This window comes from Cellulosimicrobium sp. I38E, from assembly GCF_001647255.1.
Classification (GTDB): domain Bacteria; phylum Actinomycetota; class Actinomycetes; order Actinomycetales; family Cellulomonadaceae; genus Cellulosimicrobium; species Cellulosimicrobium cellulans_E.
The window spans coordinates 1-17,871 of sequence record NZ_LUAZ01000019.1; the positions used below are offsets into that span (position 1 = coordinate 1).

The 17,871-nt window shown below is 73.0% G+C and carries 16 protein-coding genes; 8 read left to right on the plus strand and 8 right to left on the minus strand.

Going from position 1 to position 17,871, the window contains the following annotated elements; genetic code table 11:
* Positions 1-284 precede the first annotated feature (284 nt).
* Positions 285-2,102, minus strand: coding sequence for a long-chain fatty acid--CoA ligase (locus A0J59_RS06765; protein ID WP_064315650.1), 1,818 nt, complete (start codon positions 2,100-2,102; stop codon positions 285-287).
* Between the two features lie 107 nt (positions 2,103-2,209).
* Here A0J59_RS06765 and A0J59_RS06770 point away from each other — a divergent pair, with 107 nt between their 5' ends.
* Positions 2,210-2,560 carry a chorismate mutase gene (locus A0J59_RS06770; RefSeq protein WP_047232683.1) on the plus strand — a complete coding sequence of 117 codons (351 nt, stop codon included), beginning with the start codon at positions 2,210-2,212 and terminating at the stop codon, positions 2,558-2,560.
* 154 nt (positions 2,561-2,714) lie between these two features.
* Positions 2,715-3,914 carry a Vms1/Ankzf1 family peptidyl-tRNA hydrolase gene (locus A0J59_RS06775; protein ID WP_047232618.1) on the plus strand — a complete coding sequence of 400 codons (1,200 nt, stop codon included), beginning with the start codon at positions 2,715-2,717 and terminating at the stop codon, positions 3,912-3,914.
* 83 nt (positions 3,915-3,997) lie between these two features.
* Here the strand turns inward: A0J59_RS06775 and valS are convergent, their stop codons facing one another.
* Both valS and A0J59_RS06785 read right to left on the minus strand, forming a co-directional pair.
* Positions 3,998-6,805 carry a valine--tRNA ligase gene (gene valS, locus A0J59_RS06780; protein WP_064315651.1) on the minus strand — a complete coding sequence of 936 codons (2,808 nt, stop codon included), beginning with the start codon at positions 6,803-6,805 and terminating at the stop codon, positions 3,998-4,000.
* 65 nt (positions 6,806-6,870) lie between these two features.
* The gene (locus tag A0J59_RS06785; RefSeq protein WP_156532860.1) at positions 6,871-7,851 is read right to left on the minus strand and encodes a hypothetical protein; all 981 of its coding nucleotides are present in this window, start codon (positions 7,849-7,851) and stop codon (positions 6,871-6,873) included.
* A gap of 181 nt (positions 7,852-8,032) precedes the next feature.
* On the opposite strand from A0J59_RS06785, the gene A0J59_RS06790 reads away from it, so the two are divergent.
* From A0J59_RS06790 to A0J59_RS06805, 4 genes are all read left to right on the plus strand, one after another.
* Complete coding sequence (locus A0J59_RS06790; protein ID WP_047232621.1) at positions 8,033-9,961, plus strand: DUF4914 family protein; 1,929 nt, start codon at positions 8,033-8,035, stop codon at positions 9,959-9,961.
* A gap of 84 nt (positions 9,962-10,045) precedes the next feature.
* Complete coding sequence (locus tag A0J59_RS06795) at positions 10,046-11,044, plus strand: TIGR03557 family F420-dependent LLM class oxidoreductase (protein WP_047232622.1); 999 nt, start codon at positions 10,046-10,048, stop codon at positions 11,042-11,044.
* A complete protein-coding gene (gene cofE, locus A0J59_RS06800; protein ID WP_064315653.1) occupies positions 11,041-11,910 on the plus strand; it encodes a coenzyme F420-0:L-glutamate ligase in 870 nt (289 codons plus the stop codon). The genes A0J59_RS06795 and cofE overlap by 4 nt, the downstream gene beginning before the upstream one ends.
* A 65-nt stretch (positions 11,911-11,975) precedes the next feature.
* Complete coding sequence (locus A0J59_RS06805; protein ID WP_047232623.1) at positions 11,976-12,365, plus strand: hypothetical protein; 390 nt, start codon at positions 11,976-11,978, stop codon at positions 12,363-12,365.
* A 28-nt stretch (positions 12,366-12,393) separates the two neighbouring features.
* On the opposite strand, the gene A0J59_RS06810 is transcribed toward A0J59_RS06805, so the two are convergent.
* From A0J59_RS06810 to A0J59_RS06820, 3 genes are all read right to left on the minus strand, one after another.
* Positions 12,394-12,759 carry a VOC family protein gene (locus A0J59_RS06810; protein ID WP_047232624.1) on the minus strand — a complete coding sequence of 122 codons (366 nt, stop codon included), beginning with the start codon at positions 12,757-12,759 and terminating at the stop codon, positions 12,394-12,396.
* 86 nt (positions 12,760-12,845) lie between these two features.
* Entirely contained in the window at positions 12,846-14,066 is a 1,221-nt protein-coding gene (locus A0J59_RS06815; RefSeq protein WP_064315654.1) for an AI-2E family transporter, read from the minus strand.
* Between the two features lie 88 nt (positions 14,067-14,154).
* The gene (locus tag A0J59_RS06820) at positions 14,155-14,748 is read right to left on the minus strand and encodes an HhH-GPD-type base excision DNA repair protein (RefSeq protein WP_053371681.1); all 594 of its coding nucleotides are present in this window, start codon (positions 14,746-14,748) and stop codon (positions 14,155-14,157) included.
* Between the two features lie 121 nt (positions 14,749-14,869).
* On the opposite strand from A0J59_RS06820, the gene A0J59_RS06825 reads away from it, so the two are divergent.
* Complete coding sequence (locus A0J59_RS06825) at positions 14,870-15,865, plus strand: hypothetical protein (protein ID WP_064315675.1); 996 nt, start codon at positions 14,870-14,872, stop codon at positions 15,863-15,865.
* A 64-nt stretch (positions 15,866-15,929) separates the two neighbouring features.
* On the opposite strand, the gene A0J59_RS06830 is transcribed toward A0J59_RS06825, so the two are convergent.
* Complete coding sequence (locus A0J59_RS06830) at positions 15,930-16,337, minus strand: nitroreductase family deazaflavin-dependent oxidoreductase (protein WP_064315655.1); 408 nt, start codon at positions 16,335-16,337, stop codon at positions 15,930-15,932.
* 50 nt (positions 16,338-16,387) lie between these two features.
* Here A0J59_RS06830 and A0J59_RS06835 point away from each other — a divergent pair, with 50 nt between their 5' ends.
* Positions 16,388-16,891, plus strand: a complete 504-nt coding sequence (locus A0J59_RS06835; RefSeq protein ID WP_047232627.1) for a metallophosphoesterase — start codon at positions 16,388-16,390, stop codon at positions 16,889-16,891.
* Between the two features lie 6 nt (positions 16,892-16,897).
* On the opposite strand, the gene A0J59_RS06840 is transcribed toward A0J59_RS06835, so the two are convergent.
* Positions 16,898-17,848 carry an AraC family transcriptional regulator gene (locus tag A0J59_RS06840; protein WP_064315656.1) on the minus strand — a complete coding sequence of 317 codons (951 nt, stop codon included), beginning with the start codon at positions 17,846-17,848 and terminating at the stop codon, positions 16,898-16,900.
* Positions 17,849-17,871 lie beyond the last annotated feature (23 nt).

The window sequence follows — 17,871 nt, forward strand, 5'->3', positions numbered from 1 at the left end:
GCGGTGCGGCGACCCGGCCGGTCGCGCGGCCTGGCCGGCCGCGCGGCGCGGGCCGAGCCCCACCCCGCGGGCGGTCGCCCAAGGTGAGCAACGACCAGGGTGAGACGGAGCAGGGCGGGGTGGGTGGTGGTGCCGCGTCGTGGCGGGCCTGGCGGGAGCCGCGAGGAACGAGCGGCGGATGGTAGACGCGGCACCACCACCCACCCCGACCACCCAACCCGGCCACACGCCGCCGAGCACAAGAACCACGGCTCTACCTCGGGGGACCGGGGCGGGGGGCTCGGTCAGGCGTCGGCGCCCACCTTGGCGCCGTAGAGGGTGTCGATGGTGTCGGCGAAGTCCTTGATGACGAGCCCGCGCTTCACCTTGAGGGACGGGGTGAGGTAGCCGTTCTGCTCGGTGAAGTCGGTCGTGAGCACGGTGATCTTGCGGATCGACTCGGCGCGGGAGACGGCCTCGTTGGCGTGCGCGACGGCGCGGTCGAGCGCAGCGAGGACGTCGGGGTCCTGCGCGGCGGTGCCGACGTCCATGGCCGGCAGGCCGTGGGTCGAGAGCCAGCCGGGCAGCATCTCGGCGTCGAGCGTGACGAGGGCGCCGATGAAGGGGCGCTGGTCGCCCACGACGACGACCTGGCTCACGAGCGGGTGGGCGCGCAGGCGGTCCTCGAGCACGGCGGGGGCGACGTTCTTGCCGCCGGCGGTGACGATGATCTCCTTCTTGCGGCCGGTGATGCGCAGGTAGCCGTCGTCGTCGAACGCGCCGAGGTCGCCGGTGCGGAACCAGCCGTCCTGGAGCGCCTCGGCCGTGAGCTCGGGCTGGTTGCGGTAGCCGCGGAACACGTGGTCGCCCTTGACGAGGAGCTCACCGTCGTCGTCGATGCGCAGCGAGGTGCCGGGGAACGCGGGCCCGACGGTGCCGATCTTGGTGAGGCCGGGCAGGTTCACGGCGGTGGGGGCGGTCGTCTCGGTGAGGCCGTAGCCCTCGAGGATGCGCAGCCCGACGCCCCGGTAGAAGTGGCCGAGCCGCTCGCCGAGGGGCGCGCCGCCGGAGATGGAGTACGTGAGCTGCCCGCCCATCGCGGCGCGCAGGGTCGAGTAGACGAGCCGATCGGCGACGGCGTGCTGCACGCGCAGCCCGAACGACGGCCCGCCCGCGGTGTCGAGCGCGCGCGACCAGGTGATCGCGACCTTGGCGGCCCAGTGGAAGACCTTGCGCTTGGCACCGGTCCCGGTCTTCTGCTCGGCGGTGTTGTAGACCTTCTCGAAGACGCGCGGCACCGCGAGCAGGAACGTCGGGTGGAACGTCCCGAGGTCGGCGACGAGGTTCTTCGTGTCCCACGAGTGGGCGAGCACGGCGTTCGACGCGACGACGACGACCTGGATGAAGCGCGCGAAGACGTGGGCGAGCGGCAGGAAGAGGAGGGTGCGGGCACCGTCGGAGTCGAGGATCTCGGCGAGGCCCGCGCGGCCGTTGAGGGCGAGGTGGACGAAGTTCCGGTGCGTGAGCTCGACGCCCTTGGGCCGCCCGGTCGAGCCGGAGGTGTAGATGACCGTCGCGAGGTCGTCGACGCGCTGGGCGGCACGACGGCGGTCGATCTCGTCCGCGGGGACGTCGGCGCCCGCGGCGCGCAGGGCGTCGACGGCGCCGTCCTCGACGACGAGCACGTCCTCCAGGTCGGGGAGGCGGTCGCGGACGGACGCCACCTCGGCGGCGTGGGAGGCGGTCTCCACGACGGCGAGGCGGACGGCGGCGTCGGAGCAGATCCAGTGCACCTGCTCGGCCGACGAGGTCTCGTAGACGGGCACGGGGACGGCGCCCACGGCCCACGTGGCGAAGTCGAGCAGCGTCCACTCGTAGCGCGTGCGGGACATGATCGCGACGTGGTCGCCGGGCTCGATGCCGCGGGCCACGAGGCCGCGCGCGACGGCCACGACGTCCGCCTCGAACTCCTGCGCGGTGACGGGCTCCCAGGGGCCGTCCGCGGTGGTCCGGCGCTCGACGAGCGTCGCGTGAGGGCCGCGGGCGACGCGGTCGGTGAGGAGGGTGCTGATGGTCGCCGTGGGGGAGACCTCGACGAGGCTCGGCGACGCGTGTTCCGTCATGGGACTCTCCGCTGAGTGGGACGGCAGGTAGGGACGGCGTGACACTTTACTCCGTACTCCGAGTATCGCGTTCCTCGGCGGTCGCCGGGCGCGCCTAGGATCAGGTGGTGACGAACCAGCCCGGCCCGCCCGCCGTCCCCGCCGAGATCCTCACGCTGCGCGACAGCATCGACAACATCGACGCGGCGCTCATGCACCTGCTCGCCGAGCGGTTCAAGTTCACGCGCCGGGTCGGGGAGCTCAAGGCGCAGGGCGGGCTGCCCCCGGCCGACCCGGACCGGGACCGGCAGCAGATCGCGCGTCTCACGGGGATCGCCGGTGCCGCGGGCCTCGACCCGGAGTTCGCGGAGCAGTTCCGCGAGTTCATCGTCCGCGAGGTCATCCGCCACCACGAGCGGATCGCGGCGGAGCACGCCGCGTCGGGCGAGGGAACGCCCGTCCTCGACACCTACTCCTGACGCTCGGCGCCCGCGGAGGACGCGCCTGACGCGCGGTGGCGACCCCGGTCGATCTGACAGACCCTGGAGGGGTCCCAGGGTGGGCCCCGGCGTCGGTACGACCCGCGCGCCGGGCGGCCCGCCCGCCACGCCGACGGACGCTAGAGGTGTTCGCATGAAGATCGATTGGCTCAAGCCCCTCCTCGGCCACCCGGGCCCCTTCGCGACGGTGTACATCGACGCCACGCGGGCCAACGAGGCCGGGGACCGCGAGGTCGAGAACCGCTGGAAGGGCGTGCGGCGCACGCTGCGCCAGGAGGGCGCGCCCGACGCCGTGCTCGACGACCTCGAGGAGGTGGTGCTGCGGCCGACGCGGGTCGGCGGCACCCACGGGCGCGTGCTGATCGCGGACGACACGGGTGTGCTGGTCGATCGCGTCGTCAAGGACCCGCCGGCGCTCACCAAGGGGTCGTGGGGGCCCGTTCCCGCACTGCTCCAGGCGGCGCGCGCGGCGGACGAGTCCGTCGACTACGTGCGCGTCGTCGTCGACCGCCAGGGCGCGGACCTCACGTGGTCCGTCGCGGGCGGGCACCTGCCGTACGCCGAGCCCGAGTCGGTCGAGGGCGGCCACGACGTCATCAACAAGGTCCGCACCGGCGGGCTGTCGCACAAGCGCATCGAGTCGCGCGCGGAGGACTCGTGGGAGCGCAACGCCGAGGCGGTCGCGGCCGAGCTCGAGCGCCAGGCGGCGGAGTACCGACCCGAGCTCGTGCTCCTCACCGGCGACGTGCGTGCGGTGCCCCTCGTCCGGGGCGCGCTCGGCCACGCCATCGCCGATCGCGTGGTCGAGGTCCCGGGAGGAGGTCGCGGGCCGGGCATCAACGAGGCCGCGTTCGAGTCGAACGTCGCCGACGCGCTCGACAGCTTCCGCGAGCGGCGACGGGAGAAGGTCCTCGCGGAGTTCCGCCAGGAGCAGGGCCGCGAGTCGGGCGCCGTGACGTCCGTCGAGGACGTCGTGGCGGTCCTCGCGCGCGGGCAGGTGAAGGAGCTCGTCCTGGCCGACGAGTACGGTCAGGACGCCGCCCTGGACGGCCGCTCGCTGTGGATCGGGCCGAGCCCGATGCACATCGCCGCGACGAAGGAGGAGATCCAGGACCTGGGGGTCACCGACGGCCTCGAGAAGCTGCCCGCGACGGTCGCGCTCGTCCGCGCCGCGATCGGCCAGGACGCCGGGCTGACGTTCGCGCCCGAGGGCAGCGTCGAGCTCATCGAGGGGGTCGGCGCGACCCTGCGCTGGGCCGACGAGGGCACGCCGCGCGAGGTCGCGGCCACGATGTCCGGCGACGACGCGCGGCTGCGCGGCGAGATCATCTGACCCCTCGGCTGCTGTGGCATGGAACGGGCCCGGTTCTGCGGTCAGAACCGGGCCCGTTCCATGCCCACCACCGGGGTGGGTCGTCAGGCCTTCTTGCGGGCCTCGGGCTCGCCGAGCTCGGAGGAGACGACGACGATCCCGCCCTGGACGGCCGGGTCGCCCTGGCCCTCGGTGGCTGCGACGAGGTCGAGCGTGCCGGTGACGCGACCGCCGTTGCGGACGTCGACGACCGACGCCTCGACGCCGGCAAGGGATGCCGCCGGGACGGCGACCTGCGCCGCGAGGATCGGCGTACGCATCGAGACCTTCGCCTCCGACTTGATCTTGCGCAGCGCGGCCAGCGCGTGTCCCGCGGCCGTGAGCACGGCCGGGTCGGCGTCGCCGGCCGCCGCGCGCGCGACGTCGGACGTCGGCCACGGCGCGCGGTGGATCGAGCCCTCCGACGCGCGCCACCACGACCAGACCTCCTCGGTCGCGAAGGGCACGAACGGCGCGAAGAGGCGCAGGAGCGTGTCGAGCGCGATCGCGAGCGCGACGCGCGCCGACCGGGTCTCGGTCGACACGTCGGACGCCGCGGCCCCGGCGCCGTACGCACGGTCCTTGACGAGCTCGAGGTAGTCGTCGCAGAACGTCCAGAAGAACGTCTCCGTGGTCTCGAGGGCGCGCGTGTGGTCGTACGCCTCGAACGCCTCGGTCGCCTTCTCGACGACCGACGCGAGCCCGGCGAGCATCGCGCGGTCGAGCGTCTCGGTGACGAGCGCCGGGTCGAGGACGATCTCGCCCGTCCCGGTCTCGGCGTCGACCCCGAACGACAGCGCGAACTTCGACGCGTTGAGGATCTTGATCGCGAGGCGACGGCCGATCTTCATCTGCCCGACCTCGAACGCGGCGTCCGTGCCCAGGCGAGCCGATGCCGCCCAGTACCGCACGGCGTCCGACCCGTGCTCCTCCAGCAGGCCCATCGGCGTGACGACGTTGCCCTTGGACTTCGACATCTTCTTGCGGTCGGGGTCGAGGATCCAGCCCGAGATCGCGGCGTTCTTCCACGGCAGCGAGCCGAACTCGAGGTGCGAGCGCACGACGGTCGAGAACAGCCACGTACGGATGATGTCCTGGCCCTGCGGGCGCAGGTCCATGGGGAAGACGCGCTCGAAGAGGTCGGGGTCGACCTCCCAGCCGCCCGCGATCTGCGGCGTGAGCGACGACGTGGCCCAGGTGTCCATGATGTCGTTCTCGCCCACGAACCCGCCCGGCACGCCACGCTGGTCCTCGGTGTACCCGGCCGGCACGTCGGACGACGGGTCGACGGGCAGGACGTCCTCGGACGGCACGATCGGGTGGTCGTGGTCGACCTCGCCCGACTCGAGCACGGGGTACCACAGCGGGATCGCGACGCCGAAGAAGCGCTGGCGCGAGATGAGCCAGTCGCCGTTGAGGCCGCCGACCCAGTTCTCGTAGCGCACGCGCATGAAGTCGGGGTGGAACGCGAGCTCCTTGCCGCGGTTCAGCAGCTCCTGTCGCAGGTCGCGCGTCGTGCCGTCGGCCGTCGTCCAGTCGCGGCCGCCGTTGCGGATGTACCACTGGCGCGACGTGACGATCTCGAGGGGCTTGTCGCCCTTCTCGAAGAAGTTCGCCTTGCGCTGGGTCGGCACCGGCTCGCCGTCGAGGTCGCCCGCGTCCCGCAGGGCGTCGACGACGACCTGACGCGCGGAGAACGTCGTCTTGCCCTCGATCTCGGCGAACACGCCCTGGCCGGCGTGCGACGTGATCCACTCCGGCGTCTCGCGCGTGATGCGACCGTCGCGCGTGATGATCGAGCGCGTCGGGAGCTGGAGCTCGCGCCACCACTGCACGTCGGTGAGGTCGCCGAACGTGCAGCACATCGCGATGCCCGCGCCCTTGTCGCGCTCGGCGGCGGGGTGGGCCAGGACGGGCAGCTCGACGTCGAACAGCGGCGAGCGCACCGAGGTGCCGAACAGGTGCTGGTAGCGCTCGTCGTCCGGGTGCGCGACGAGCGCGACGCACGCGGCGAGCAGCTCGGGGCGCGTGGTCTCGATGTAGACCGGCGCGCCGTCGTCGGGCGTGCCCGGCGCGACGCGGTGGAACGCGACCTTGTGGAAGTGCCCGGGGTAGTCGCGCGCCTCGAGCTCGGCCTGCGCGACCGCCGTCTGGAACGTCACGTCCCACAGCCCCGGCGCCTCGGCCTGGTACGCCTCGCCGCGGCCGAGGTTGCGCAGGAACGCGCGCTGCGCGGCCGTGCGCGACCGCGCGTCGATGGTCTGGTAGTGCTGCGCCCAGTCGACCGAGAGCCCGAGCCGGCGCCACAGCGCCTCGAACTGCTTCTCGTCCTCGGCGGTCAGACGCTCGCACAGCTCGATGAAGTTGCGGCGGCTCACCGGCACCTGGTCCGCGGCCTTGACCGACTTGCCCTCGCCGCCCTCGTGCGGGGGCTCGAAGCCCTCGACGTAGGGGAGCGTGGGGTCGCAGCGCACGCCGTAGTAGTTCTGCACGCGACGCTCGGTGGGCAGGCCGTTGTCGTCCCAGCCCATCGGGTAGAACACCTCGAGGCCGCGCATGCGCTGGAACCGCGCGACGACGTCGGTGTGCGTGTAGGAGAACACGTGGCCCACGTGGAGGGACCCGGAGACCGTCGGCGGCGGGGTGTCGATGGAGAAGACCTGCTCGCGGGCCTTCGAGCGGTCGAACGCGTACGTCCCCTGCTCGGCCCAGCGCGCGTCGTACGTCTCCTCGAGCCCGTCGAGGCTCACCCGGTCGGGTACTCCCGCGACCACCGCGCGGACGACGTCGCCGGCTACGCGGCCGGCGGAGGAGGTCGTTGCAGCAGTGGCATCGGCCGCGCCCGTCGGCGCGTTCGTCGGGAAGTCGCTCATGGTCGCCCATTCTCCCAGATCTCAGGGCCGCTCCCGACGGCGTCTCGCGGTCCCGGCCGCCGTCGTCACCGGGTGCCGGGCGCACCGCCCGGACCGCCGGGCCCGTCCGCGCGGGACAGGCGTGCGGCCAGGTCGGTCGCCGTGCCCAGGAGGCGTTCCCAGACCGCGGGGTCGAGCAGGTCGAGCGCGCGCTCGCTGAACAGGAAGAGCCGGTCACCGGACACCTCGGCCGCGAGCGGGAGGGGACCGCGGACGAGCATCTCGACGATCTCCGGGGTGAAGACGGCGCGCGCGGTGCCGGTCGCGGACCGCACGGGCCCGTAGGCCTGGTGCCGGTCGCCGAACGGGCCCTCGACCGGCAGCTCCCACACGCGCTCGACCCCCCGCGGCGCCCGGGCGCCCCGCACGCCCCGGGCGGGCATCGTCTCCACGACGACGCGGGGCAGGGTGCGGTCGAGGGCGACCATGGCGTAGGTGAACGCGAAGGGCTCGCCGTCGCGGTAGCCGGCGCTGTAGGTGTAGGTCGCGACCTCCACGGTGCGCGGGCCCCGCGTGCGGACGACGTTCCGGGCGATGCGGAGGATGCCGACGTCGAACGCCCCGCTGGGCCGTGCGGGCTCGTCGACCCGCGGCTCGACCTCGAACCCGTTCGCCGCGGCGAACCTGCTCAGCCGGTAGGCGAGCTCGTGCTCCCGGGTGGACGACCCCCGCACGCCCCGGGCGACGAGGAGACCGACCGCGAGGACGCCGGCCGCCACGAGCCCGACGGCGACCGGGACGGCGACTCCGGCGGCGACGAGGCCGACCACGACGAGGGCGAGGACGGCGCCGACGACGAACACCGCGAGGGCGAGCAGGAGGGCGAGGAGGGTGGTTCCGAGCACCCGGGCGAGCACCCGGGACGCCACCGAGGATCTCGTGCGCGCTCGTCCCGCGCGCGCCCGGCGACGGAGCTCCCGGTGGTGCGCGCGCACCGCCGCGCGGTCCACGGGCTCCACGAGGGCTCGCGTGTCCAGGGTCACGTCGGTCGGGGGAGGGGCGCTCACCGGCGAGAGGCTATCGGGGTCCGCGTGGCGCGGGCACGCGCGCCCGACCTCTGGGGCACCTCATGACGGGTCCAAGGTCCCTGGGGGTGATTGGTCATCGGCTCGTAACCTGCACGCAAAGACCCGGGTGCTCGTGGGCGCACCTCGATCTCGTCCCTCGCGCCGACCACCGGGAGCAACCATGACCCTCACGACCACCGACAGCGCGTCCACGACCGCGGCGCTGCCACCCGGCGTCGTCCTCCCGCCGGCGCTCGAGGCGGCGCTCGCAGGGTGCCCGGACCTCGTCGTCCCGTCCTCGCGCGACGAGCTGTACCGTCTCGCGCTCGGTCCAGCAGGGGGACCGCGGTTCGTCGTGGAGTACGACGCCGACGGCACGCTCGTGCCCGAGGCGGAGGTCGTGCGGTGCCGGAACGGGATCGCCGTGAACTACCCCGAGGACTACATGCGCCGGCGCGACCCGGACTGCATGCGCATCGCCGACGACCTGCCGACCGACAAGCCGCGCTACCGCGACGTCTTCGGGACGGGGTTCGGCCCGGTCAAGGACGAGACGCTCGCGTGGCTCGGGACCCAGGAGCTCGTCGTCGTGCCGTTCCGCGCCGGCGGGCGGACCCACGGCTACCCGTCCCTCGCCGTCTGCCCCGTCAACGCCGCGTTCTTCGCGCTCGCGCTCGTCGACCTCCAGGGGTGGGTCACGTTCGACGAGCTCGGCCCGTTCGAGCCGCGCTCGATCCTCTACGTCGCCCCGCCGTTCCGCCACACCCGTTTCGACGGGCGCCAGGTCGTCGTGCACGACCGCTCCGAGACGCTGCACGAGGTGTTCGCCTACAACCTCTACCCCGGACCGAGCGCGAAGAAGGGCGTGTTCTCGGTCCTGCTCGACGTGGGCGAGCGCGAGGGCTGGGTCACGGCCCACGCGTCGTCGGTCCGCGTCACCACGCCGTACGAGAACGAGACCGTCGTCATGCACGAGGGCGCGTCGGGCGGCGGCAAGTCCGAGATGTGCCAGGAGATCCGGCGGCAGGAGGACGGCCGGATCCTGCTCGGCACGAACGTCGTGACCGACGAGCCGTACGTCATCACGCTCGGGGAGACGAGCGCGCTCGCCCCCGTCACCGACGACATGACGCTGTGCCACGCCGGGCTCCAGACCGGCGACGGCCGTCTGGTCGTCACGGACGCGGAGGAAGGCTGGTTCGTGCGGGTGGACAACCTCACCGGCTACGGCCAGGACGCGCACCTGGAGCGCGCGTGCATCCACCCCGACGTCCCGCTCGTCTTCTTCAACATCGACGGCGTCCCCGACGCCACCGTGCTGCCCTGGGAGCACTCGCTCGACTCGGACGGCCGGCGGTGCCCCAACCCGCGGGTCGTCGTGCCCCGCCACCTGCTCACCGACGTCGCGGGGCCGGCGGAGGTCGACGTCCGGACCTTCGGCGCCCGCATGCCGGCCTGCACCCGGGACCACCCGACCTACGGGATCATGGGCATGACTCACGTCGTCCCCGCCTCGCTCGCGTGGATCTGGCGGCTCGTCGCGCCGCGCGGCGACAAGAACCCCTCGATCGGCGAGTCGCGGTCGGCGACGGAGGCCCTGGCGCACGGCGGCATGGTCGCGGAGGGCGTCGGGTCGTACTGGCCCTTCGCGACCGGGACCAAGGTCGCGGCCGCGAACCTCCTGCTGCGTCAGCTCGTGGAGATGGACCGGACCCGGTACGTCCTGACGCCCAACCAGCACATCGGCGCGTACCAGGTCGACTTCGCCGCCGAGTGGCTGACCCGCGAGTACCTCGCGCGGCGCGGGGGTGGGCGCCTGCGCCCCGAGGAGCTCACCCCGGCCCGCTGCCCGCTCTTCGGGTACACGCTCACCGAGATGAAGATCGACGGCCAGCTCGTGCGGCCCACGTTCCTGCGCCCGGAGCTCCAGTCCCAGGTCGGCCTCGAGGCCTACGACGCCGGAGCGCGGATCATCACCGACTTCTTCGCGAGCGAGCTCCGGCAGTTTCTCACCGACGACCTCGACCCGCTGGGGCGGCAGATCATCGAGGTCTGCCTGCGCAACGGCTCCGTCGAGGAGTACGCGGCGCTGACACCGGTCTACTTCTAGCGCGGCGCCTGGCCGGGACCGTCGCAGCAGACGGCCCCGGCCCGCTCGGGCGAGTCGTCGCCCGGCGCGTACTAGGGTCGGAGCATGGGTCTGACGATCGGCTACGCCGCCATGCTGGAGCAGTTCCACCCGACCGAGGCCGTCGCGCTCTCGGCCTACGCGGAGGAGCACGGCTTCTCCGGCACCATGGCGGCCGACCACTTCCAGCCGTGGGTCCCGGCGCAGGGCGAGTCGTCCTTCGTGTGGAACGTGCTCACGGCGCTCGGCGAGCGCACGACGGGCGACCTCGGGCCGGGCGTCACCGCGCCGACGTTCCGCTGGCACCCCGCGATGGTCGCCCAGGCGTCCGCGACGCTCGCCGCGATGTACCCCGGTCGGCACTGGCTCGGGCTCGGCTCGGGCGAGGCGCTCAACGAGCACGTCGTCGCGGGCTACTGGCCGGAGGCGCCCGAGCGCATCAACCGCATGTTCGAGGCGATCGACGTCATCAAGAAGCTGTTCCAGTCGGGGCTGGACAACAAGGACGTCAAGCACTCCGGGCAGTTCTACAAGATGGAGTCCACGCGCCTGTGGACCATGCCCGAGGTCGCGCCCGAGATCCTCGTCGCGACGGCCGGCCCGGTGACGGCCAAGCGCGCCGGCCGGCACGCGGACGGCCTCATCACGGTCGGCGCGCCGCTGGAGAAGATCTCCATGCTGTTCGGCAAGTTCGACGACGGCGTGCGCGAGTCCGGCCGCGACCCGCAGGCGATGCCCAAGGTGCTCCAGCTCCACCTCTCCTGGGCCGCGACCGACGAGGAGGCGCTCGCGAACGCGATGACCGAGTGGCCCAACGGCGGCATGAAGTTCCCCAAGGCCGACATCCGCTCGCCGCACGACTTCGAGCAGATGGCCAAGCTCGTGCGCCCCGAGGACTTCGAGGGCCGCATGGTGATCTCGGCCGACCCCGACGAGCACCGCGCGTACATCCAGAAGTTCGTCGACCTCGGCTTCGACCGGATCTACCTCCACAACGTGGGCCGCAACCAGCGGGAGTGGATCGAGGTCTTCGGTCGCGAGGTCCTGCCGAAGCTGGCGCGATGACCTCCGGCGGCGCAGGCGCAGGCGTGCCCGCCGGCGGCGGGGGTGACGACGCGCGCCTGTCCGTGTGGGCGCCGTCGGGCCTGGGCGAGGTGCGCCCGGGCGACGACCTCGCCGCGCTCGTCGGCGACCTGCTCGCCGCGGCCGCGCCGGGCGACGCGCTCGCGGAGGGCGACGTCGTCGTGGTGACGAGCAAGGTCGTGTCCAAGGCGGAGGGCCGCGTCGTCGCCGCCGCGGACCGCGAGCAGGCGATCACGGACGAGACGGTGCGCGTCGTCGCGACGCGCGAGCGCCCGGGCCAGCCGCCGCTGCGCATCGTCGAGAACCACCTGGGCCTGGTCATGGCCGCGGCCGGGGTCGACGCGTCCAACACGCCCGAGGGGACGGTGCTGCTGCTCCCGCTCGACCCGGACGCCTCGGCCCGGGCGCTGCGGGCCGCGCTGCGCGAGCGGTTCGGTCTCGCCCGCCTCGGCGTCGTGGTCACGGACACCGCGGGGCGCGCGTGGCGCGACGGGCTGGTCGACGTCGCGATCGGCGCGGCGGGGATCGTCGTGGCCGAGGACCTGCGCGGCGGCGTGGACGCCCACGGCCGGCCCCTCTCCGTGACCGTCACCGCCGTCGCCGACGAGGTGGCCTCCGCGAGCGAGCTCGTGCGCGGCAAGACGGCGGGGAGGCCCGTCGCCGTCGTGCGGGGGCTCGGCCGGTACGTGGGCGACGACGACGGCCCCGGGGCGCGCTCGCTCGTGCGGCCCTCGGTCGACGACCTGTTCCGGGAGGGGAGCGCCGAGGCCTACGACCGCGGCTACCGCGACGGCTTCGGCGAGGGCTTCCGCGAGGGGTCGGGCGACGAGCAGGTCCCCGTCGACTGAGCGGACGAGCGCGACCGGGCCGCAATCCCGTGGCTCGCGGGACGGTGGGCGGCTAGCCTGCCGGGATGCTGCCCGCCGAGTGGATCCCGCACCGCCGCCCCGACGACCGCGAGCACGTGGGCTGGATCCGTCCCGACGGTGACGCCTGGGTCGCCGTCTCGCTCCTCGGGCGCGAGCTGACCGGACCGGTGGACTGGCTGGAGGCCGAGGAGGCGCTCGACGAGGTCAGCCTCGCGTGGCTGGCCGACGTCTGGATGCTCGAGCAGGAGGACGCGCCGCCGCTGCGCGTCCGGCTCGTGGAGGTCACGCCGGACGGCGTGGTCGTGCAGACCGACGACTTCGGCGCGATCGACGTCCCCGTGGAGCGCTACGACCTCCCGTGGCCGCCTCCGCCCACGCTACGGCCGCGCCGACCGGACGACCCGGACGGTCGCGTGCTGTCGCTCGGACCGTGACGACCGCCCGGGGTGCGCGCCCGGTGCGTCAGCCGGCGTCCGTCGTGCCCTCGTAGAGGCCGATCTGGTTCCCGTCGGCGTCCTCGAACGCCGCCCACCAGGACGTCGGGCTGATCTCGGACTTCTCCAGGACCACGCGCCCGCCGAGCTCGCGCACCTTCGCGAGCGTGTCCTCGATCGAGTCGACCTCGACGTAGCTGCGCGGGGTCGTGAACCCCTCGGACCGCGGCGCGAGGCCGCCGCCGCTGATCTTGTTCGGTGCCTGCCACATCGGGTAGCCCTCGAAGCCGGGGACCTCGGCGATCTGCCAGCCGAACAGCTCGCCGTAGAACTGCGTGGCCCTGCCGCTGTCGCTCACCGGGATGTCGATGTGCGTGATGTCTCCGTGCGCCATGGTTCCTCCCCCGTACCGGTGACGGGCGGACACCCGCCGTCTGCCAGCCTAAGGACCGCCGGCACCGGCGCAACAGGGTGTGCGCGCTAGGACTTCTCCGGGGCGGCACGGTCGCCGACCACAAAACCCTCAGGCTGCACCTGAGGCTCTGGCTCTGGCTCGGGCACCGGCTCGTCGGCCGTCTTGCCGTCCGGCACGGCCGGGTCCGTCGTCCCCACCGGTGCGGCGTCCGGGGTGGGGCCCGGCGTCGGGTCGTGCCGCGGGACGTCGTCGCCGGAGAGCCAGCGCAGCCAGCCCGAGCCCGGGTCGGGCTCGAGGACGAGCGCGCGCACGAGCAGCGTGAGCGGGATGGCGAGGATCGCTCCGAGCGGCCCGATGACGAAGGTCCAGAACACGACCGAGACGAAGCTGAGGGTCAGGCTGAGGTTCACCGCGTCCGCCACGAACTTGGGCTGGACGAGCACCTGGAGCACGACGTTCACGACGCAGTAGACCGCGACGACGGCGAGCGCGAGCTCCCACCCCCCGACGACGAACGCCATGATCGCGGGCGGGACGAGGCCGAGCACGAAGCCGATGTTCGGGACGAAGTTCGTGACGAACGCGAGGATCGCCCACACCGTCGGCGCGGGGACCGAGAGCAGCCACAGCGCGACGCCGTCGACGATCGCCACGACCGCGCCGAACGACGCGTTGACCACGAAGTAGCGCCGCACCCCGCCGCTGAACCGGGTCGCGCGGTCGATCGTCGAGGCGCGCTCGGTGCCGAAGACGGTCGTCGCGGTCGAGTACCGCGCGGCGTCCGCCGCCATGAAGATCGCGTAGGCGAGCACGAAGAAGAAGGCCGTCGCGATGCCGAGCGCCATGCCCGACACGTTCCCGGCGAGGCTGAGGACCCGGGCGGGCTCCAGCCAGGACGTCGCCGCCTCCGCGACGTCCGCGTCGATCCCCACGGCCGAGAGCTGGTCGACGACGTCCTCGACGGAGCGGACCAGAGCGGGCAGGTACTCGCGCACCAGGTCGGCGAACCGGAAGCCCGCGAACACGAGCATCGCGACGAGCACGGCGAAGATGAGGTAGGCGACCACCACGACCGCCGTCGTCGCGGCCCACCGCGGCCAGCCCCGGCGCTCGAGCGGGAACCGGACGGGGTGGCAGATGATGACGATCACCGCTGCGAGGAGGATCGGCGCGAGCACCTCCCGGGCCGTGTGCACGCCCGCGAGCACGACCACGCCCGCGGCGAGTGCCAGGAGCGTGCGGGTGGAGGGAGGCAGCGCCGGGGCGCGCGGCGTCGTCGTGGTCACGCGCCGACGATAGCGGCCGGGCGTCGTCGCGCACGCGGGCGTCCGTCGCGGTGCGCCCGGCGGCGCGGCCAGCGACGTGCCCGCGGAGTCAGGCCTTCGCGGCCTTCGCGGCGGCCTTCTGCGCCTTCTTGAACGTGCGGACCTCCGCGAGCGACTCCGGGCTCGTGACGTCGGCGATGGACCGGCGCGACCCCTCGTCGCCGTAGTGGCCCGCCGCCTCGCGCCACCCCGCGGGCTGCACGCCGCGCTGCTTGCCGAGGAGCGCGAGGAAGATCCGGGCCTTCTGGTCGCCGTACCCGGGCAGCGCGCGCAGCCGGGCGAGGACCTCTGCGCCGGTCGGGGCACCGTCGGCGCCGGGCGCGGTCCAGATCCGGGTCGCGTCGCCGTCGTACTCGTCGACGACGACGCGCGCCAGGTCCTGGACGCGCGCGGCCATCGAGCGCCCGTACCGGTGGATGGCGGGCGGCGTCGTGGCGAGCGTGACGAACGCGTCGGGGTCCGCCTCCGCCACGGCGCGCGGGTCGATGGAGCCCAGGCGGTCGCGGATCTTGCGCGGCCCCGCGAACGCGTGCTCCATCGGGTACTGCTGATCGAGGAGCATGCCGACGAGGAGGGCGAACGCGTCGTCGCTGAGGAGCGCGTCCGCGTCGGGGTCGCCGGTGATCCAGAGCTGGTCGGTCATGACTCCATCATGGCAGTGTGCGGACCGAGATGGACGTGGCTCGTGCCCAGACGCGTGGCCGCCCGGCGCGTGTGCGAAGCGGGGTGTGACGTGGGTCACCTGGTCGGGTACCCTGCGCATCGTGGAGATCCGAGAGGAACATCAACTTAACCCAGTCGCCGATGAGGTTTCGGCTATCACGGCTGTAGTTGGCCCAATCTTGCATGGAGTCCTGTACTCCTTGAAGGGTGAGGTCGCGGGGCAGCTCGGTGGCTACAACACGATCCCGCTGTTCATGCTCGCGAGGAACCACCGCCCTGGCGACGGAGATGCTGGGATTTGCTTTGAGTATGCGGTCCACGATGCCGTTCGGAGGGGCGAAGCCTCAGTGCAGGAGCGCGTGGAGGACGCTCTGAAGTTGTGCAAGATTCCAGGCTCGTCCCAGGCGTCGATCCTCTTTGGTGCGGAGAAGTCGGGAAAGCAGACGCTTATCGACACCGCCCAAGAGTTGCTTACATCGGATTCGCGGCTCATGACCGGACGGGTCGGCCATCCTCCGCTTCTTAAGCGGCACATCGCGGCCGCCACGACCGCGTTCCGAACGCGCGGCGCAAAGTCCAGGCTTCCACAGAGTATCGGTGGGCTTTGGAAAGCGGACCTTTTCCTTGGGAACTCTGACTCCGACAAGTGGGTCGGGACGACTGTAAAGATCAATCAGAGCGCGCTCGTTGGGGCCCGAGGCCTTCGCGTTGGGTTGGTCCCCACGTCTCAGGGCTCGTCGGATGCCGTCCGCAAGGACGATCGCCGGGACCTGGTGATCTGCCCCGTGCCTTACGACGGCGCCTTCGTTGAGACGTTCTACATGGCTTGGGAAGTTGTTACCGCGTTCATTTATGCCGATGCACAACTCCCGAAAGAAGTTGATCTGCCTCGGCCTGCTGCACGACAGGTCGCTCGCTACCTTGCAGATCGTCGGCAGTTCCCCGTAGTCGAGGTGATCGAGGCGTTGAAGAAACTTGCGCAGCCCGAGCTCCTGAAGACGGAGACGTCCTCGGCGGGACTCGTGCGCGCGGGTGGAACTGATGCCGAGCAGCTCGTCGCGTCCGTGCTGGCCCCCACACCGATCGGTCTTTCGTAGACACGTCCGAACCGTTCCACCGGGGCTGGTTCACCGACACGCGCGCGGTACCTTTGCGGACCGATCAAGGCATTGGGCGCAGGCGTCCGGTCCGGAACTCGTCCACACCGGTGCGGCGCAGGACGGCCCTCGTCCAGCCGGGCAGGAGCTGCAGCCCCTCCTCGCCCGTGACGCGTCGCAGGTCCTCGACGCGGAACTCCTCGCCCCGGCGCTCCAGCACGAACTCGCCCGCGGCGTCGACGTTGCGCACCCAGTCGACGTCGGGCCCGTACGTGAGCGCGAGGACCACGCGGACCGGGTCGGTCGGCGAGGCGCGGTACGCGAACGCGAAGACGGGCGTGCGGTAGACGCGGCCGCTGCGCCGGCCGACGTGCCGGACCACCGCCATCGGCCCGACCCCCGTCGCGACGCGGAGCATCACGGGGTTGAGGAAGCGCCTGTTGCTGCGGGTCACCCAGCGAGGGATCGGCATGCCCCATCGTGGCCCGGCGCGGCCCGCCCGCGCGACCTATCGTGAGACCCGTGCCGACGCGCCTGCTCCTGCTGAGCGACACCCACGTCCCCGTGCGGGCGCGGGTGCTCCCGGACCAGGTGTGGCGTGCCGTCGACGACGCCGACGTCGTCGTGCACGCGGGCGACTGGGTGAGCGTCGACCTGCTGGACGCCCTCGAGGCGCGGGCGTCCCGCCTGGTCGGGGTCGCGGGCAACAACGACGGCCCCGCGCTGCACGCGCGCCTGCCCGAGGTCGCGCGTACGACGGTCGACGGGCTGCGGCTCGCCGTCGTGCACGAGACGGGGGCGAAGCAGGGGCGTGAGCGTCGGGCCGACGCGGCCTTCCCCGACGCGGACGTCCTCGTGTTCGGGCACAGCCACATCCCGTGGGACACGACCTCGCCGGGCGGGCTGCGCCTGCTCAACCCCGGGTCGCCGACGGACCGCCGCCGTCAGCCGGTCGGCACGGTCCTCACGGCCGTCGTCGACGACGGCGCGCTCCGGGACGTCGCGCTCGTGCCGGTGCCGCGCTGAGCCGTCTCAGGCGGCGCCCGCGCGTGCCCGGTGCACGGCCGGGCTCACGCCGCGCACGCGCTTGAAGGCGGCGCTCAGCGCGAACGGCGACGCGTACCCGACGGTGCGCGCGACGGACGTGAGCGTGGCGTCGGGCTCCAGCAGGAGGTCCGCGGCGAGGTCGAGGCGCCAGCCCGTGAGGTAGCTCATCGGCGGCTCGCCGACGAGCGCGGTGAAGCGGCGCGAGAACGCGGCGCGCGAGAGCCCGACCTCCCGCGCGAGGGAGTCGACGGTCCAGGCGCGGGACGGGTCGTGGTGGATGAGACGCAGCGCCGCGCCGACCACCGGGTCCGCGTCGGCGCGGTACCAACCGGGCGCGTCGTCGCGCGAGAGCCACGTGCGCAGGCAGGAGATGAGGAGCAGGTCGAGCAGCCGGTCGAGCACGGCCTCCTGCCCGGGGAGGTCCTGGACGACCTCGCGCGCGAGCATCTCGACGAGCGTCCCGTCCACGTCGCCGCTGCGCAGCACCACGCGTTGCGGGAGCACGCGCAGGACCCTGCGGCCCACCTCGCCGTCGAGCGGGTAGGTGCCCGTGATGATGACGGTCTCGCCGCCGGGGTCGTTGCCCCACGAGCGGACGCCGAGCACCGTCATGGGAGAGGGCCCGCCGTCGACCGCGCGGCACATGTCGGACTCGGGCCCGATGACCACCTGCGGCGCGGTCGTCGGCGCGTCCGCCACGACGTAGTGGTCGGGGCCGCGCAGCAGGACGACGTCCCCCGCCCCGACGTGCTCGCCCTGGTCCGCCCCGGTGTCGCCCACGACCGGCCCGACCCAGCCCGACCCGCGCAGCACGGGCACGATCGTCAGCGGCGCCTCGTCCTCGATGCGCATGCCCCAGGGTGCGCGGAGGTGGCTGCGCAGGAGGAAGGCCCCGCGGGCGCGCGGCCCGTCGAGGAGCCCGGCGACGACGTCCATCCGGTCAGGGTACGCACGCACCG

Coding starts and splice junctions, on each gene's coding strand:
- A0J59_RS06765 (WP_064315650.1), bottom strand. CDS start 2,102: ATGACGGAACACGCGTCGCCGAGCCTCGTCGAGGTCTCCCCCACGGCG.
- A0J59_RS06775 (WP_047232618.1), top strand. CDS start 2,715: ATGAAGATCGATTGGCTCAAGCCCCTCCTCGGCCACCCGGGCCCCTTC.
- valS (WP_064315651.1), bottom strand. CDS start 6,805: ATGAGCGACTTCCCGACGAACGCGCCGACGGGCGCGGCCGATGCCACT.
- A0J59_RS06790 (WP_047232621.1), top strand. CDS start 8,033: ATGACCCTCACGACCACCGACAGCGCGTCCACGACCGCGGCGCTGCCA.
- A0J59_RS06795 (WP_047232622.1), top strand. CDS start 10,046: ATGGGTCTGACGATCGGCTACGCCGCCATGCTGGAGCAGTTCCACCCG.
- cofE (WP_064315653.1), top strand. CDS start 11,041: ATGACCTCCGGCGGCGCAGGCGCAGGCGTGCCCGCCGGCGGCGGGGGT.
- A0J59_RS06805 (WP_047232623.1), top strand. CDS start 11,976: ATGCTGCCCGCCGAGTGGATCCCGCACCGCCGCCCCGACGACCGCGAG.
- A0J59_RS06810 (WP_047232624.1), bottom strand. CDS start 12,759: ATGGCGCACGGAGACATCACGCACATCGACATCCCGGTGAGCGACAGC.
- A0J59_RS06820 (WP_053371681.1), bottom strand. CDS start 14,748: ATGACCGACCAGCTCTGGATCACCGGCGACCCCGACGCGGACGCGCTC.
- A0J59_RS06830 (WP_064315655.1), bottom strand. CDS start 16,337: ATGCCGATCCCTCGCTGGGTGACCCGCAGCAACAGGCGCTTCCTCAAC.
- A0J59_RS06840 (WP_064315656.1), bottom strand. CDS start 17,848: ATGGACGTCGTCGCCGGGCTCCTCGACGGGCCGCGCGCCCGCGGGGCC.